Raw genomic sequence first — 14,193 nt, 5'->3', positions numbered from 1 at the left:
CAGCCGGCGCACGCCCCCGGTTATGGGCCCCCGGTGCCGCCACCGACCGACGACCGGCCCCGCCCGCCGAAGCGGGTGGAGTCGGTGCCCGGTACGCCGTACGGCGTGGTGTACCTGGACGTGGCCCCGGTCACCTCGGGCCTGGCCGTCGGGGCGTTGGTGGCCGGCATCGCGTCGATCCTGGTGTCGTTGCTGGTGATCTGCTTCGGCGTGGCCTTCGCGAACGAGGGTGGGGTCTGGGCGGCCGGCGCGTTCGCCGTGCTGGGCGCGCTGGCCGGGGTGGCCGCCGTCGTCGCCGGCCTGCTCGGCCAGCGGCAGATCCGCCGGCCCGCAGGTCCGTCCGCGGTCCGGTTCACCGGTCGAGGGCTGGCGGTGGCCGGTCTCAGCTGCGGTGCGGCGGGAGCGTTGCTCAGCCTGCTGGCCCTGGGCCTGTCCCTGGTGATCTCCCTGACGTGAGGCTGGTCACCGTCCGGATCGCCGTGCGGCCCGGTTGTCGCAGGTCCCGGGACGGGTCTGCGGTGCCGGCTGCGGGGGCGACGGGTGGTCCGGTGGGGAAGCCGGTACACTTGTATCCGTAGGTGCCCATCACGGGCGACGGGGCAGGGCATGATCCGGCTGGCGGGTGTGAGACGGCCGCCGGGCCAATCCGTTTTGACCTGGGCGGCTGTGGTAGGTACTCTTTCCCCTTGTGCCCGGGCATGCCCGGGCAACTCGTGCGTGCGCTGGTTCCGGTGATCCGGATGGCGAGCACGACAAGCCAAAGATCCGGCGCGGGGCGACCCGCGTGCCGGTGACAGAAAACCCCGGTAGGTCCGCGAAAGCGTCCGTACCGGGACCGTGAGCTGGGCGACACGCCCGACCGCGGGTGCCGGGACCTCCGCAAGGTGGCCCTGGTCGGAATGTAGGAGAGCCGGTCATCAGGCCGGCTAACGAGCAGACGGCGCGGCCGCGACAGCGGCCGAAGGGAGCGGAGAAACCCGGTGCCCACGATCCAGCAGCTGGTCCGAAAGGGCCGCCAGGCCAAGACGACCAAGACCAAGACCCCGGCGCTGAAGGGTTCCCCTCAGCGGCGCGGCGTGTGCACCCGCGTGTACACCACCACCCCGAAGAAGCCGAACTCGGCGCTGCGCAAGGTCGCTCGTGTGAAGCTCAGCAGCCAGATCGAGGTGACCGCCTACATCCCCGGTGTGGGTCACAACCTCCAGGAGCACTCGATCGTGCTCGTGCGCGGCGGCCGGGTGAAGGACCTCCCCGGCGTGCGTTACAAGATCGTCCGCGGTTCGCTGGACACCCAGGGTGTCCGTAACCGCAAGCAGGCGCGCAGCCGTTACGGCGCGAAGAAGGAGAAGAGCTGACATGCCGCGTAAGGGACCCGCTCCGCGGCGGCCGCTGGTCGCTGACCCGGTGTACAACTCGCCGCTGGTCACCCAGCTGGTGAACAAGATCCTGCTCCGCGGCAAGCGTCAGCTCGCCGAGTCCATCGTGTACGCGGCCCTCGAGGGCTGCCGCGAGAAGTCCGGCACCGACCCGGTCGTCACCCTCAAGCGGGCGATGGACAACGTCAAGCCGACCCTCGAGGTGCGCAGCCGTCGTGTCGGTGGCGCCACCTACCAGGTTCCCGTCGAGGTTCGCCCCGCCCGGGCGACCACGCTGGGCCTGCGGTGGCTGGTCACCTACTCCCGCGCACGCCGCGAGAAGACCATGGTCGAGCGGCTCATGAACGAGCTGCTGGACGCGAGCAACGGCCTCGGTGCCGCCGTCAAGCGGCGCGAGGACACGCACAAGATGGCCGAGTCCAACAAGGCCTTCGCGCACTACCGCTGGTAACACCCTGGTTCCGGCGCTCTCGGGCGCCGGAACCGCCACCAGTTGAGTCGAGACGACGATAAGTAGGGATTGAAGTGGCCGCCGCAGACGCGCTCGCCAACGTACGCAACATCGGCATCATGGCGCACATCGATGCCGGTAAGACCACGACCACCGAGCGGATCCTGTTCTACACCGGTATTACGTACAAGATCGGTGAGGTCCACGAGGGCGCTGCCGTCATGGACTGGATGGAGCAGGAGCAGGAGCGTGGTATCACCATCACCTCCGCTGCTACCAAGTGTGAGTGGAAGGGCCACACGATCCAGATCATCGACACGCCTGGCCACGTCGACTTCACGGTCGAGGTCGAGCGGTCGCTGCGGGTACTGGATGGTGCGGTCGCGGTCTACGACGGTGTCGCCGGCGTGGAGCCGCAGACCGAGAACGTCTGGCGGCAGGCCGACAAGTACAACGTCCCGCGGATGTGCTTCGTCAACAAGCTCGACCGGACCGGCGCCGACTTCTTCCGCTGCGTGCAGATGATGATCGACCGGCTGAACGCGACCCCGCTGGTGCTCCAGATCCCGATCGGGCTCGAGGGCGACCACATCGGCGTCGTGGACCTGGTCGGCATGCGCGCTCTCACCTGGCGCGGGGAGACCCAGAAGGGTGAGGACTACGCGATCGAGGAGATCCCGGCCGAGCTGGCCGACTCCGCGGCCGAGTGGCGCGAGAAGCTGATGGAGACCCTGGCCGACGTCGACGACTCGGTGATGGAGAAGTACCTGGAAGGCGAGGAGGTCTCCGTCGAGGAGATCAAGGCCGCCATCCGGCGTGCCACCATCGCCGGCAAGGCCAACCCGGTGCTGTGCGGCTCGGCGTTCAAGAACAAGGGCGTCCAGCCCATGCTCGACGCCGTGGTCGACTTCCTGCCGTCGCCGCTGGACGTTCCGGCGATCGAGGGTACGGCCCCCGACGGCGAGACCCCGCTGCTGCGTAAGCCGTCCAACTCGGAGCCCTTCTCCGGCCTGGCCTTCAAGATCCAGACGGACAAGCACCTGGGCAAGCTCACCTACGTGCGGGTCTACTCCGGCACGCTCGATTCCGGTTCCCAGGTGGTCAACTCCACCAAGGACCGCAAGGAGCGGATCGGCAAGATCTACCAGATGCACGCCAACAAGCGGGAAGAGCGTCCGTCGGCGCAGGCCGGTGACATCATCGCCGTGCAGGGTCTCAAGCAGACCACCACCGGTGACACGCTCTCCGACCCGGCGAACCCGGTCATCCTGGAGTCGATGACCTTCCCGGAGCCGGTCATCTCGGTGGCGATCGAGCCGAAGACCAAGTCCGACCAGGAGAAGCTGGGCACGGCCATCCAGCGCCTGGCCGAGGAGGACCCGACCTTCCGCGTCCAGCTGGACGAGGAGACCGGTCAGACGGTCATCTCCGGCATGGGTGAGCTGCACCTGGACATCCTGGTGGACCGGATGCGCCGCGAGTTCAACGTCGAGGCCAACGTCGGCAAGCCGCAGGTGGCGTACCGCGAGACGATCCGCCGCAAGGTGGACAAGATCGAGTACACCCACAAGAAGCAGACCGGTGGTTCGGGTCAGTACGCCCGCGTCATCGTGAGCGTCGAGCCGCTTCCGCTGGACAACGACTCGCCGACCTACGAGTTCGCCAACGCCGTCACCGGTGGCCGCATCCCGCGGGAGTTCATCCCGTCGGTCGACGCCGGTGCCCAGGACGCCCTGCAGTACGGCATCCTGGCGGGCTTCCCGCTCGTCGGTGTGAAGCTGACGCTGCTGGACGGCCAGTACCACGAGGTCGACTCCTCGGAAATGGCATTCAAGATCGCCGGCTCGATGGTGATGAAGGAGGCGGCCCGCAAGGCCGACCCCGCACTGCTCGAGCCGATGATGGCCGTTGAAGTCACCACTCCTGAGGAGAACATGGGTGACGTCATCGGCGACCTCAACTCCCGCCGCGGCATCATCCAGGCGATGGAGGAGCGCAGCGGCGCCCGCATCGTCCGGGCTCTGGTGCCGTTGTCGGAGATGTTCGGCTACGTCGGCGACCTGCGGTCGAAGACCCAGGGCCGGGCTAGCTACAGCATGCAGTTCGACTCCTACGCCGAGGTTCCGCAGAGCGTCGCGAAGGAGATCATCGCCAAGGCAACGGGCGAGTAACTGCCCCGAGCAGGTGATTCGTGGTCGGTCGCGGGAGGGTTCACCCGCCCGCGGCCACCACGATCGGGTTGCGTGAGACCGGGCCTGTAGGCTTCATCGCCGCAGAACCCACAAAAGCTCTCCGGCCGTTCAGGCCGGAAAGGCTGTCGACAGAGTCCTAAGCGCCGACCGGCGCGCCGGGCGTACGAACCAAGAAGTCCACAGGAGGACACCAGTGGCGAAGGCGAAGTTCGAGCGGACTAAGCCGCACGTCAACATCGGCACCATTGGTCACATCGACCACGGTAAGACGACGCTGACGGCGGCCATCACCAAGGTCCTGCACGACCAGTTCCCGGACCTGAACCCGTACACGCCGTTCGACGAGATCGACAAGGCGCCGGAGGAGAAGGCCCGCGGCATCACGATCTCGATCGCGCACGTCGAGTACCAGACCGAGGCGCGGCACTACGCGCACGTCGACTGCCCCGGCCACGCGGACTACATCAAGAACATGATCACCGGTGCCGCGCAGATGGACGGCGCGATCCTGGTGGTCGCGGCGACCGACGGCCCGATGCCGCAGACCCGCGAGCACGTGCTGCTGGCCCGCCAGGTTGGCGTGCCGTACATCGTCGTGGCGCTCAACAAGAGCGACATGGTCGATGACGAGGAGCTCCTGGAGCTCGTCGAGCTCGAGGTGCGCGAGCTGCTCTCCTCGCAGGAGTACCCGGGTGACGACCTGCCGGTCGTTCGGGTTTCGGCGCTGAAGGCCCTCGAGGGTGACCCCGAGTGGACCGGCAAGCTCCTGGACCTGATGACCGCGGTCGACACCGCGATCCCGCAGCCGGAGCGCGAGACCGAGAAGCCGTTCCTCATGCCGATCGAGGACGTCTTCACGATCACCGGTCGTGGCACCGTCGTCACCGGTCGCGCCGAGCGCGGCATCCTCAAGCCGAACGAGGAGGTGGAGATCGTCGGTATCCGCGAGAAGTCGCAGAAGACGGTCTGCACCGGTATCGAGATGTTCCGCAAGCTGCTCGACGAGGCCCGCGCGGGCGAGAACGTCGGTCTGCTGCTGCGTGGCATCAAGCGCGAGGACGTCGAGCGCGGCATGGTGGTCGTCAAGCCGGGCACCACGACCCCGCACACGGAGTTCGAGGCGACGGTCTACATCCTCTCCAAGGAGGAGGGCGGCCGGCACACCCCGTTCTTCCAGAACTACCGTCCGCAGTTCTACTTCCGGACCACGGACGTCACCGGTGTCGTCACCCTCCCCGAGGGCACCGAGATGGTCATGCCGGGTGACAACACCACCATGTCGGTGAAGCTGATCCAGCCCATCGCCATGGAGGAGAACCTCAAGTTCGCGATCCGCGAGGGTGGCCGCACCGTCGGTGCCGGGTTCGTCACCAAGATCATCAAGTGAGCTAGGTAACCCCGATTAGACCCGCCGCCGGTCGTGCGGCATACTAGTCAGGTTGCGTAACGACAGTTCGTCGCCTGTGTTCGGCTTTCGCTGAACCTCCGGGTGACGGCACAGTCGAGCGTAGGGTGGTTGGCGGCCCAGTCGCCAACCACCCTCGCACGGCGTTCAGGTCGCGGTAATGCGATCGGCGCCTTGACCCACCGCGCGGTCAGGACCGCTCCGGAGTCCCGGGGCGGAGCCCGGCCCGAGGGCGCGACACGCCCGACCGCGGGGGTCGGCGAAGTGGGCCTGTACCAGCCGGTACAGGCGCCCGCAACACAGCGGCATCGAGAGAAGGAACAGAAGCCACCATGGCGGGACAGAAGATCCGCATCCGGCTCAAGGCCTATGACCACGAGGTCGTCGACTCCTCGGCGCGGAAGATCGTCGAGACGGTGACGCGTACCGGGGCGCAGGTCGCGGGCCCGGTGCCGCTGCCCACGGAGATCAACCGTTTCTGCGTTATCCGCTCGCCGCACAAGTACAAGGACTCGCGCGAGCACTTCGAGATGCGCACGCACAAGCGGCTGATCGACATCATCGACCCGACCCCGAAGACGGTCGACTCGCTCATGCGCCTCGACCTGCCGGCTGGCGTCGACATCGAGATCAAGCTGTAGGGACCGGACAAATGGACAGGCAAGTCAAGGGGATCCTGGGCGCCAAGCTCGGCATGACCCAGGTCTGGGACAACAACCGCGTTGTTCCCGTGACCGTGGTCGAGGCCGGCCCGTGCGTCATCAGCCAGGTTCGTAGCGCCGAGAAGGACGGTTACTCCGCGGTCCAGCTGGCCTACGGCACCATCGACCCGCGCAAGGTCAAGAAGCCGATCAGCGGGCACTACGCGAAGGCGGACGTGGCGCCGCGCCGGCACATCGTCGAGCTGCGCACCACGGACGCGTCGGAGTACTCGCTCGGCCAGGAGGTCACGGTCGAGGAGTTCCCGGCGGGCGTCACGATCGACGTCACCGGCAAGACCAAGGGCAAGGGCTACGCCGGCCCGATGAAGCGGCACGGCTTCCACGGTCTGCGCGCCAGCCACGGTGTCGAGCGCAAGCACCGCTCGCCCGGCTCCATCGGCGCCTGCGCCACTCCGGGTCGTGTCTTCAAGGGCACCCGGATGGCCGGCCGGATGGGTGGCGTGCGCTACACCGTGCAGAACCTCACCGTCCAGGCGGTCGACACCGAGAACAACCTCCTGCTCGTCCGTGGTGCCATTCCTGGCCCCAAGGGCGCGCTGGTTCTGGTCCGTACCGCGGCCAAGAGCAAGGTGAAGAAGGGCGGTGCGGCCAAGTGACCACCGTTGACGTGCGCACCGTCGAAGGCACCACCAGCGGCTCCGTCGAGCTGCCGGCGGACATCTTCGACGTGCAGGCCAACGTCGCGCTGATGCACCAGGTCGTGGTGGCCCAGCTCGCGGCGGCCCGACAGGGCACGCACAAGACCAAGACCCGCGGCGAGGTCGCCGGCGGCGGCAAGAAGCCGTACAAGCAGAAGGGCACCGGTCGCGCCCGGCAGGGCTCGATCCGCGCCCCGCAGTTCGCCGGCGGTGGCGTGGTGCACGGTCCCGTGCCGCGCGACTACAGCCAGCGGACCCCGAAGAAGATGAAGGCCGCCGCGCTGCGCGGTGCCCTCTCCGACCGGGCCCGCGCCGGGCAGGTGCACGTCGTCGAGGCGTTCGTCTCGGGCGAGAAGCCGTCGACCAAGGCGGCCCTGGCCACGCTGACCAAGCTCACCGAGGCCCGTCGGGTCCTGGTCGTGCTGAGCAGCACCGACGAACTGAACTGGGTGTCGCTGCGCAACGAGCCGCGGGTGCACCTGATCGAGTCCGGCCAGCTGAACACGTACGACGTGCTGGTGGCCGACGACGTGGTCTTCACCAAGGACGCCCTGGACGAGTTCCTGGGCGTGCCCGCCGAGACCACCGAGGAGGGTGGCAAGTGAGCACGATCGCCGACCCGCGCGACATCATCGTGGCGCCGGTCGTCTCGGAGAAGAGCTACAGCGAGCTGAACCGGAACTGGTACACCTTCCTGGTGCACCCGGACGCGAACAAGACCGAGATCAAGATCGCTATCCAGCAGATCTTCAACGTCCGCGTCCTGACGGTCAACACGCTCAACCGCCAGGGTAAGCGCAAGCGCACCAAGACCGGCTTCGGTCAGCGCAAGGCGACCAAGCGGGCGATCGTGAAGCTGGCTGACGGTGACCGCATCGAGGCCTTCGGCGGCCCGGTCAGCTGAGGGGTGTAGACAATGGCTATCCGTAAGTACAAGCCGACGACGCCGGGCCGACGTGGCTCCAGTGTCGCCGACTTCGCCGAGATCACCCGGTCCACGCCGGAGAAGTCGCTGCTGGCTCCGCTGCCGAAGAAGGGCGGGCGTAACGCCCACGGCCGGATCACCACGCGGCACCACGGTGGAGGTCACAAGCGCCAGTACCGTCTGATCGACTTCAAGCGGGTCGACAAGGACGGCGTGCCGGCGAAGGTCGCTCACATCGAGTACGACCCGAACCGCACGGCGCGCATCGCGCTGCTGCACTACGCCGACGGCGAGAAGCGGTACATCATCGCGCCGAAGGACATGAAGCAGGGCGACCGCGTCGAGTCCGGTCCGGGCGCCGACATCAAGCCCGGCAACAACCTGCCGCTGCGCAACATCCCGGTCGGTACCACGATCCACAACGTGGAGCTGCGCCCGGGTGGCGGGGCCAAGCTGGCCCGTTCCGCCGGCGTGGGCATCCAACTGCTCGGCCGTGAGGGCGCGTACGCGACCCTGCGTATGCCGTCCGGTGAGATCCGGCGTGTGGATGTGCGCTGCCGCGCCAGCATCGGCGAGATCGGCAACGCCGACCAGTCGAACATCAACTGGGGCAAGGCCGGCCGTATGCGGTGGAAGGGCAAGCGCCCGACCGTCCGTGGTGTCGCCATGAACCCGGTCGACCACCCGCACGGTGGTGGTGAGGGTAAGACCTCCGGTGGTCGCCACCCGGTCAACCCGCAGGGTAAGCCCGAGGGCCGCACCCGCCGTAAGGGCCAGCCGAGTGACCGGCTGATCGTCCGCCGCCGCTACGCCACGCGTAAGCGCGGCTGAGGGAGATAAGACATGCCTCGCAGCCTGAAGAAGGGCCCGTTCGTAGACGCCCACCTACTCAAGAAGGTGGAACTGCAGAACGAAAAGGGCACGAAGAACGTGATCAAGACCTGGTCGCGGCGCTCGACGATCATCCCGGAGATGCTCGGGCACACGATCGCGGTGCATGACGGACGCAAGCACGTCCCGGTGTTCGTGACCGAGGCGATGGTCGGGCACAAGCTCGGCGAGTTCGCGCTGACCCGCACGTTCAAGGGTCACGAGAAGGACGACCGGAAGAGCCGTCGGCGCTGACGCCGCGGGCATACGGATAGAGGGAACAAGGGGTTACAGCGATGCCAGGAAAGGGCGACGCTCCGGTGCTTCCGGGCGCGCGGGCGGTTGCGCGGCACGTGCGCATCTCGCCGATGAAGGCGCGCCGGGTGGTCAACCTCGTCCGCGGCCTGCCCGCGAAGGAGGCGCTCACGGTGCTGCAGTTCGCGCCGCAGGCTGCGAGCGAGCAGGTGTACAAGGTGCTCGCTAGCGCGATCGCCAACGCGGAGAACAACGAGCGGCTGGACCCCGACGCGCTGCTCGTCAGCGAGGCGTTCGTTGACGAGGGCCCGACGATGAAGCGGTTCCAGCCTCGGGCGCAGGGTCGGGCGTACCGGATCCGCAAGCGGACCTGCCACATCACCGTGGCGGTCGAGGCGGTCGCGCCGGCAGCGCCGAGGAAGGCCGCGGCCAAGAAGGCCGCACCGGCCACGGAGGCCGCACCGGCCGAAGCGCAGAGCAAGACGGAGGGCGCCGAGTAATGGGTCAGAAGGTTCACCCCACTGGGTTCCGGCTCGGCATCTCGACCGACTGGAAGTCCCGCTGGTTCGCGGACAAGCTCTACAAGGACTACATCGGCGAGGATGTCAAGATCCGCCGGATGATGTCCAAGGGCCTCGAGCGCGCCGGCATCTCCAAGGTCGACATCGAGCGCACCCGCGACCGGGTCCGCGTCGACATCCACACCGCTCGGCCGGGCATCGTCATCGGCCGTAAGGGTGCGGAGGCCGACCGGATCCGCGGCGAGCTCGAGAAGCTCACCGGCAAGCAGGTCCAGCTGAACATCATCGAGGTGAAGAACCCCGAGTCGGACGCTCAGCTCGTCGCGCAGGGCGTGGCCGAGCAGCTGTCCAGCCGGGTCAGCTTCCGTCGGGCGATGCGCAAGGCCATGCAGTCGGCGATGAAGAACCCGGTCTGCAAGGGCATCCGGGTTCAGGTCTCGGGTCGCCTCGGCGGCGCCGAGATGAGCCGGACCGAGTTCTACCGTGAGGGCCGGGTTCCGCTGCACACGCTGCGGGCCAACATCGAGTACGGCTTCTTCGAGGCCCGTACCACGTTCGGCCGGATCGGTGTGAAGGTCTGGATCTACAAGGGCGACGCCGTCCCGGGCCGGGAGGCTCCGGCCGAGGCCGGTCCGTCCCGCCCGCGTCGTGGTGAGCGTGGCGACCGTCCCGAGCGTCCGCGCCGTGGCCGGTCGGGTTCGTCCGGCACGACGGCCGGTGGCACCGAGGCCGGCCGGGCTGCTGCGACCACCATCGCGCAGCAGGCCGAGACGCCGAGCGGCGAGCCGGTCGACAGCGCAGCTGTCGCGGCCGCGGCTGCTCCGGCAGAAACGCAGCAGGAGGGCTGACAGATGCTGATGCCGCGCAAGCCCCCGAAGGGCTTCCGCAAGCCGCACCACCCGGACCGCAGTGGCGCGTCCAAGGGTGGTAACCGGGTGGTGTTCGGCGAGTTCGGGATCCAGGCTCTCGAGCCGGCGTACGTGACCAACCGCCAGATCGAGTCGGCGCGTATCGCGATGACCCGTCACATCAAGCGTGGCGGCAAGGTCTGGATCACGATCTTCCCGGACCAGGCCCTCACCAAGAAGCCTGCCGAGACCCGGATGGGTTCCGGTAAGGGTTCGCCCGAGTGGTGGGTCGCCAACGTCAAGCCGGGGCGGGTTCTCTTCGAGATGTCCTTCCCCAACGAGCAGATCGCGCGAGAGGCCATGCGTCGCGCGATCCACAAGCTCCCGATGAAGTGCCGCATTGTTACGCGCGAAGTGGGTGAATCCTGATGGCAGCGGGCGTTAAGGCGACCGAGCTGCGTGAGCTCTCCGAGGAGGAGCTGGTCACGAAGCTGCGGGAGGCCAAGGCGGAGCTGTTCAACCTCCGCGTGCAGGCCGCAACCGGGCAGCTGGACAACAACCGGCGGTTGCAGGTCATCCGTCGGGAGATCGCCCGGATCTACACGATCATGCGCGAGCGCGAGCTGGGGCTCTCGGCCGCGCCGACCGAGGTGACTTCGTGAGCGAGCGAAGCGAGCGTAAGGGAGCTCGAGCATGAGCGAAAACACCGCAGCGAGCGCGCAGCGCTCGCGCCGCAAGGTCCGTGAGGGCCTGGTGGTCAGCGACAAGATGGACAAGACCGTCGTGGTCGAGGTCGAGGACCGGGTTCGGCACGCTCTGTACGGCAAGATCATGCGCCGTACGAGCAAGCTGAAGGTGCACGACGAGCAGAACGCCGCCGGCACCGGCGACCGGGTCCTGATCATGGAGACCCGGCCGCTGAGCGCCACCAAGCGTTGGCGGATCGTGGAGATCCTGGAAAAGGCCAAGTAGCGAAGGCTCGAGCTCGCCCGGCGTTGCGTCGGGCGTAGGTTCCGCCAGGCTCCGGCCGCTACGGCGGCCGGAGAACCGGCAGACATAGGAGATAGACGTGATTCAGCAGGAGTCGCGACTGCGCGTCGCCGACAACACGGGTGCTCGGGAGATCCTGTGCATCCGGGTTCTCGGTGGCTCCGGTCGGCGCTACGCGAGCATCGGCGACGTCATCGTGGCCACCGTCAAGGACGCGATCCCGGGTGCCGGTGTCAAGAAGGGCGACGTCGTCAAGGCCGTCGTCGTTCGCACCGCCAAGGAGAAGCGGCGGCCGGACGGCTCGTACATCCGCTTCGACGAGAACGCCGCCGTCATCATCAAGGACGGCGGGGACCCGCGCGGTACCCGCATCTTCGGCCCGGTGGGTCGGGAGCTGCGGGACAAGCGGTTCATGAAGATTATTTCCCTCGCGCCGGAGGTGTTGTGACCGTGAAGGTCAAGAAGGGCGACACGGTCGTCGTCATCGCCGGCAAGGACAAGGGTGCCAAGGGCAAGGTCATCGCGGCCTACCCGCGGCAGGACAAGGTCCTGGTCGAGGGCGTGAACCGGGTCAAGAAGCACACCCGCATCAGCACCACCCAGCGTGGCGCCAAGACCGGCGGCATCGTCACCCAGGAGGCCCCGATCCACGTCTCGAACGTGCAGGTCCTGGACTCCGACGGCAAGCCGACCCGCGTCGGTTACCGGATCGACGACAACGGCCAGAAGGTCCGCATCGCGCGTAGCACCGGTAAGGACCTGTGATGACCACGGCTACCGAAAAGACCATGCCGCGCCTCAAGGAGCGGTACCGCAACGAGATCGTGGCCCAGCTGCGTGAGCAGCACAGCTACGGCAACCCCATGCAGGTGCCGCGGCTGGTCAAGATCGTCGTCAACATGGGTGTCGGCGAGGCTGCTCGCGACGCCAAGCTGATCGACGGCGCGGTCCGCGACCTCGCCACGATCACCGGCCAGAAGCCGCAGGTGCGGCGGGCGACCAAGTCCATCGCGCAGTTCAAGCTCCGCGAGGGCATGCCGATCGGCGCGAAGGTGACCCTTCGCGGCGACCGGATGTGGGAGTTCCTGGACCGGCTGCTCTCCATCGCGTTGCCGCGTATCCGCGACTTCCGCGGTCTGGACGGGCGCAAGCTGGACGGGCACGGCAACTACACGTTCGGTCTGACCGAGCAGTCGGTGTTCCACGAGATCGATCAGGACAAGATCGATCGCCAGCGGGGCATGGACATCACGGTGGTCACGACCGCCACGACTGACGACGAGGGCCGGGCGCTGCTCAAGCTCCTGGGCTTCCCGTTCAAGGAGAACTGAGATGGCCAAGAAGGCGCTGATCCTCAAGGCGGCCGCGAAGCCGAAGTTCTCGGTTCGCGCGTACACCCGCTGCCAGCGGTGCGGGCGTCCGAAGGCGGTCTACCGCAAGTTCGGGCTCTGCCGGGTCTGCATCCGGGAGATGGCCCACCGCGGTGAGCTGCCGGGCGTGTCCAAGGCTTCCTGGTAAGGGCGACCGCGTCCCGGCTGTCAGCCGGGAACTCCTGCACCGATTAGGTATTGCTCTTCGCCGTAGGCCCGGGGCTGATGCCCCGGGAACCCCGGCGAGAAAGGCTGACGAAATCCATGACGATGACCGACCCGATCGCAGACATGCTCACGCGTCTGCGTAACGCCAACCAGGCGTACCACGATCAGGTGAAGATGCCCTACTCCAAGATCAAGGCGAACATCGCCGAGGTCCTGAAGGCCGAGGGTTACATCGCCACCTGGTCGGTCGAGGAGCCCGAGGAGGGCGCCGTCGGCAAGCGACTGGTCGTCGAGCTGAAGTACGGCCAGAACCGCGAGCGGAGCCTGGCCGGCATCAAGCGCGTGTCCAAGCCCGGTCTCCGGGTGTACGCCAAGTCGGACGGGCTCCCGCGGGTGCTCGGTGGGCTGGGCGTGGCGATCATTTCGACGTCCCAGGGGCTGCTGACCGACCGGCAGGCCCGCAAGCGGAGTGTTGGCGGGGAAGTCCTCGCCTTCGTCTGGTAACGGGAGACAGGTAGAAATGTCGCGAATTGGACGTAAGTCGATCCCGGTGCCAGCCGGCGTCGACATCACGATCGACGGGCAGACCGTCAAGGTCAAGGGCCCCAAGGGCCAGCTCCAGCACACCCTCGCCGAGCCGATCACGATCGAGCGGGCCGAGGATGGGCAGCTGAGCGTCAACCGGCCGAACGACGAGCGCAAGGCCAAGGAACTCCACGGCCTGAGCCGTACGCTGGTTGCCAACATGATCGTCGGGGTCACCGAGGGCTACCGCAAGAGCCTGGAGATCGCCGGCACCGGTTACCGGGTCACCGCCAAGGGTTCGGACCTCGAGTTCGCGCTCGGGTTCTCGCACCCGGTGGTCGTTCCCGCCCCGGCGGGCATCACCTTCACGGTGGAGCGGCCGACCCTGTTCCACGTGGCCGGCATCGACAAGCAGCAGGTCGGTGAGGTCGCCGCCAACATCCGGAAGATCCGTCCGCCGGAGCCCTACAAGGGCAAGGGCGTGAAGTACCAGGGCGAGGTCATCCGCCGCAAGGCCGGAAAGGCAGGTAAGAAGTGAGCGCCACGCTGCTCAAGCGCCGCCGCGGCGTCGCCGCCAAGCGCGCCGTTGGGCGTGCGCGTCGGCACTTCCGCGTCCGCAAGAACGTCAGCGGTACGTCCGAGCGTCCGCGCCTGGTCGTCACCCGTTCGCTGCGGCACATGGTCGCCCAGATCGTCGACGACACCAAGGGCCACACCCTGGCGTCGGCGTCGACCCTGGACGCCTCGCTGCGCGGTGCGGAGGGCGACAAGAGCGCCCTCGCCGGCAAGGTGGGCGCGCTGCTCGCCGAGCGGGCCAAGGCCGCCGGCGTCTCCAAGGTCGTCTTCGACCGCGGTGGCAACCGGTACGCGGGGCGAGTCGCCGCGCTTGCCGACGCCGCCCGCGAAGCCGGGCTCGAGTTCTAACAACCCCGTCACG

The 14,193-nt window shown here is 67.7% G+C and carries 23 protein-coding genes; all 23 read left to right on the top strand.

The annotated features are described in order from the left end of the window. The first annotated feature begins 75 nt into the window (after nucleotides 1-75). Nucleotides 76-456: a hypothetical protein gene (locus tag F8271_RS03590; RefSeq protein WP_151488139.1), complete on the top strand. Its 381-nt coding sequence runs from the start codon at nucleotides 76-78 to the stop codon at nucleotides 454-456. A 524-nt stretch (nucleotides 457-980) separates the two neighbouring features. Next, nucleotides 981-1,355, top strand: coding sequence for a 30S ribosomal protein S12 (rpsL, locus tag F8271_RS03585; RefSeq protein ID WP_007465318.1), 375 nt, complete (start codon nucleotides 981-983; stop codon nucleotides 1,353-1,355). Between the two features lies 1 nt (nucleotide 1,356). Continuing rightward, a complete protein-coding gene (gene rpsG / locus F8271_RS03580; protein ID WP_076466673.1) occupies nucleotides 1,357-1,827 on the top strand; it encodes a 30S ribosomal protein S7 in 471 nt (156 codons plus the stop codon). A gap of 74 nt (nucleotides 1,828-1,901) precedes the next feature. Beyond that, nucleotides 1,902-3,998 carry an elongation factor G gene (gene fusA, locus F8271_RS03575; protein ID WP_151488133.1) on the top strand — a complete coding sequence of 699 codons (2,097 nt, stop codon included), beginning with the start codon at nucleotides 1,902-1,904 and terminating at the stop codon, nucleotides 3,996-3,998. A 214-nt stretch (nucleotides 3,999-4,212) separates the two neighbouring features. Continuing rightward, nucleotides 4,213-5,406, top strand: a complete 1,194-nt coding sequence (gene tuf, locus F8271_RS03570) for an elongation factor Tu (protein ID WP_151488132.1) — start codon at nucleotides 4,213-4,215, stop codon at nucleotides 5,404-5,406. Nucleotides 5,407-5,756: 350 nt separating this feature from the next. Next, nucleotides 5,757-6,065 (top strand): 30S ribosomal protein S10, encoded by a 309-nt coding sequence (gene rpsJ, locus F8271_RS03565; RefSeq protein WP_007073037.1) that lies wholly within the window; start codon nucleotides 5,757-5,759, stop codon nucleotides 6,063-6,065. Between the two features lie 11 nt (nucleotides 6,066-6,076). Continuing rightward, on the top strand, nucleotides 6,077-6,742 hold the full coding sequence (rplC, locus tag F8271_RS03560; RefSeq protein ID WP_151488131.1) for a 50S ribosomal protein L3: 666 nt from the start codon (nucleotides 6,077-6,079) through the stop codon (nucleotides 6,740-6,742). Next, nucleotides 6,739-7,389 (top strand): 50S ribosomal protein L4, encoded by a 651-nt coding sequence (rplD, locus tag F8271_RS03555; RefSeq protein ID WP_151488130.1) that lies wholly within the window; start codon nucleotides 6,739-6,741, stop codon nucleotides 7,387-7,389. The genes rplC and rplD overlap by 4 nt, the downstream gene beginning before the upstream one ends. Then, complete coding sequence (gene rplW, locus F8271_RS03550; RefSeq protein ID WP_007465304.1) at nucleotides 7,386-7,688, top strand: 50S ribosomal protein L23; 303 nt, start codon at nucleotides 7,386-7,388, stop codon at nucleotides 7,686-7,688. Before rplD ends, rplW begins: the two co-directional genes overlap by 4 nt. A gap of 12 nt (nucleotides 7,689-7,700) precedes the next feature. After that, the gene (rplB, locus tag F8271_RS03545) at nucleotides 7,701-8,540 is read left to right on the top strand and encodes a 50S ribosomal protein L2 (protein WP_030329891.1); all 840 of its coding nucleotides are present in this window, start codon (nucleotides 7,701-7,703) and stop codon (nucleotides 8,538-8,540) included. 12 nt (nucleotides 8,541-8,552) lie between these two features. Continuing rightward, nucleotides 8,553-8,834, top strand: a complete 282-nt coding sequence (gene rpsS, locus F8271_RS03540; RefSeq protein WP_151488129.1) for a 30S ribosomal protein S19 — start codon at nucleotides 8,553-8,555, stop codon at nucleotides 8,832-8,834. Between the two features lie 41 nt (nucleotides 8,835-8,875). Further along, on the top strand, nucleotides 8,876-9,334 hold the full coding sequence (rplV, locus tag F8271_RS03535; protein ID WP_139585967.1) for a 50S ribosomal protein L22: 459 nt from the start codon (nucleotides 8,876-8,878) through the stop codon (nucleotides 9,332-9,334). Then, nucleotides 9,334-10,203 (top strand): 30S ribosomal protein S3, encoded by an 870-nt coding sequence (gene rpsC / locus F8271_RS03530; protein ID WP_007465294.1) that lies wholly within the window; start codon nucleotides 9,334-9,336, stop codon nucleotides 10,201-10,203. Before rplV ends, rpsC begins: the two co-directional genes overlap by 1 nt. 3 nt (nucleotides 10,204-10,206) lie before the next feature. Continuing rightward, complete coding sequence (rplP, locus tag F8271_RS03525) at nucleotides 10,207-10,632, top strand: 50S ribosomal protein L16 (protein WP_007465292.1); 426 nt, start codon at nucleotides 10,207-10,209, stop codon at nucleotides 10,630-10,632. Further along, on the top strand, nucleotides 10,632-10,865 hold the full coding sequence (gene rpmC / locus F8271_RS03520; protein WP_151488128.1) for a 50S ribosomal protein L29: 234 nt from the start codon (nucleotides 10,632-10,634) through the stop codon (nucleotides 10,863-10,865). The genes rplP and rpmC overlap by 1 nt, the downstream gene beginning before the upstream one ends. A 31-nt stretch (nucleotides 10,866-10,896) precedes the next feature. Next, complete coding sequence (gene rpsQ / locus F8271_RS03515) at nucleotides 10,897-11,175, top strand: 30S ribosomal protein S17 (protein ID WP_151488127.1); 279 nt, start codon at nucleotides 10,897-10,899, stop codon at nucleotides 11,173-11,175. A gap of 97 nt (nucleotides 11,176-11,272) precedes the next feature. Beyond that, nucleotides 11,273-11,641: a 50S ribosomal protein L14 gene (gene rplN, locus F8271_RS03510; RefSeq protein WP_007073026.1), complete on the top strand. Its 369-nt coding sequence runs from the start codon at nucleotides 11,273-11,275 to the stop codon at nucleotides 11,639-11,641. Then, nucleotides 11,638-11,958, top strand: a complete 321-nt coding sequence (gene rplX / locus F8271_RS03505) for a 50S ribosomal protein L24 (RefSeq protein WP_007465276.1) — start codon at nucleotides 11,638-11,640, stop codon at nucleotides 11,956-11,958. Before rplN ends, rplX begins: the two co-directional genes overlap by 4 nt. Continuing rightward, nucleotides 11,958-12,524 (top strand): 50S ribosomal protein L5, encoded by a 567-nt coding sequence (gene rplE, locus F8271_RS03500; protein ID WP_088987580.1) that lies wholly within the window; start codon nucleotides 11,958-11,960, stop codon nucleotides 12,522-12,524. The genes rplX and rplE overlap by 1 nt, the downstream gene beginning before the upstream one ends. 1 nt (nucleotide 12,525) lies before the next feature. Further along, entirely contained in the window at nucleotides 12,526-12,711 is a 186-nt protein-coding gene (locus F8271_RS03495; protein WP_007073023.1) for a type Z 30S ribosomal protein S14, read from the top strand. 116 nt (nucleotides 12,712-12,827) lie between these two features. Beyond that, nucleotides 12,828-13,235, top strand: a complete 408-nt coding sequence (gene rpsH, locus F8271_RS03490) for a 30S ribosomal protein S8 (RefSeq protein ID WP_007465270.1) — start codon at nucleotides 12,828-12,830, stop codon at nucleotides 13,233-13,235. Nucleotides 13,236-13,251: 16 nt separating this feature from the next. Then, complete coding sequence (gene rplF / locus F8271_RS03485) at nucleotides 13,252-13,794, top strand: 50S ribosomal protein L6 (protein ID WP_124860508.1); 543 nt, start codon at nucleotides 13,252-13,254, stop codon at nucleotides 13,792-13,794. Then, a complete protein-coding gene (gene rplR / locus F8271_RS03480; RefSeq protein WP_151488126.1) occupies nucleotides 13,791-14,180 on the top strand; it encodes a 50S ribosomal protein L18 in 390 nt (129 codons plus the stop codon). The genes rplF and rplR overlap by 4 nt, the downstream gene beginning before the upstream one ends. Nucleotides 14,181-14,193: the final 13 nt, after the last annotated feature.

It is taken from the genome of Micromonospora sp. ALFpr18c (genome assembly GCF_008868155.1).
Lineage (GTDB): Bacteria > Actinomycetota > Actinomycetes > Mycobacteriales > Micromonosporaceae > Micromonospora.
This window is presented reverse-complemented; position numbering and strand designations above follow the sequence as displayed.

Bases quoted from the DNA above. Each gene is read 5' to 3' on its own strand.
- rpsG (WP_076466673.1), top strand. From the start codon at position 1,357: ATGCCGCGTAAGGGACCCGCTCCGCGGCGGCCGCTGGTCGCTGACCCG.
- rpsJ (WP_007073037.1), top strand. From the start codon at position 5,757: ATGGCGGGACAGAAGATCCGCATCCGGCTCAAGGCCTATGACCACGAG.
- rplC (WP_151488131.1), top strand. From the start codon at position 6,077: ATGGACAGGCAAGTCAAGGGGATCCTGGGCGCCAAGCTCGGCATGACC.
- rplB (WP_030329891.1), top strand. From the start codon at position 7,701: ATGGCTATCCGTAAGTACAAGCCGACGACGCCGGGCCGACGTGGCTCC.
- rpsS (WP_151488129.1), top strand. From the start codon at position 8,553: ATGCCTCGCAGCCTGAAGAAGGGCCCGTTCGTAGACGCCCACCTACTC.
- rplV (WP_139585967.1), top strand. From the start codon at position 8,876: ATGCCAGGAAAGGGCGACGCTCCGGTGCTTCCGGGCGCGCGGGCGGTT.
- rpsC (WP_007465294.1), top strand. From the start codon at position 9,334: ATGGGTCAGAAGGTTCACCCCACTGGGTTCCGGCTCGGCATCTCGACC.
- rplP (WP_007465292.1), top strand. From the start codon at position 10,207: ATGCTGATGCCGCGCAAGCCCCCGAAGGGCTTCCGCAAGCCGCACCAC.
- rpmC (WP_151488128.1), top strand. From the start codon at position 10,632: ATGGCAGCGGGCGTTAAGGCGACCGAGCTGCGTGAGCTCTCCGAGGAG.
- rpsQ (WP_151488127.1), top strand. From the start codon at position 10,897: ATGAGCGAAAACACCGCAGCGAGCGCGCAGCGCTCGCGCCGCAAGGTC.
- rplE (WP_088987580.1), top strand. From the start codon at position 11,958: ATGACCACGGCTACCGAAAAGACCATGCCGCGCCTCAAGGAGCGGTAC.
- F8271_RS03495 (WP_007073023.1), top strand. From the start codon at position 12,526: ATGGCCAAGAAGGCGCTGATCCTCAAGGCGGCCGCGAAGCCGAAGTTC.
- rpsH (WP_007465270.1), top strand. From the start codon at position 12,828: ATGACGATGACCGACCCGATCGCAGACATGCTCACGCGTCTGCGTAAC.
- rplF (WP_124860508.1), top strand. From the start codon at position 13,252: ATGTCGCGAATTGGACGTAAGTCGATCCCGGTGCCAGCCGGCGTCGAC.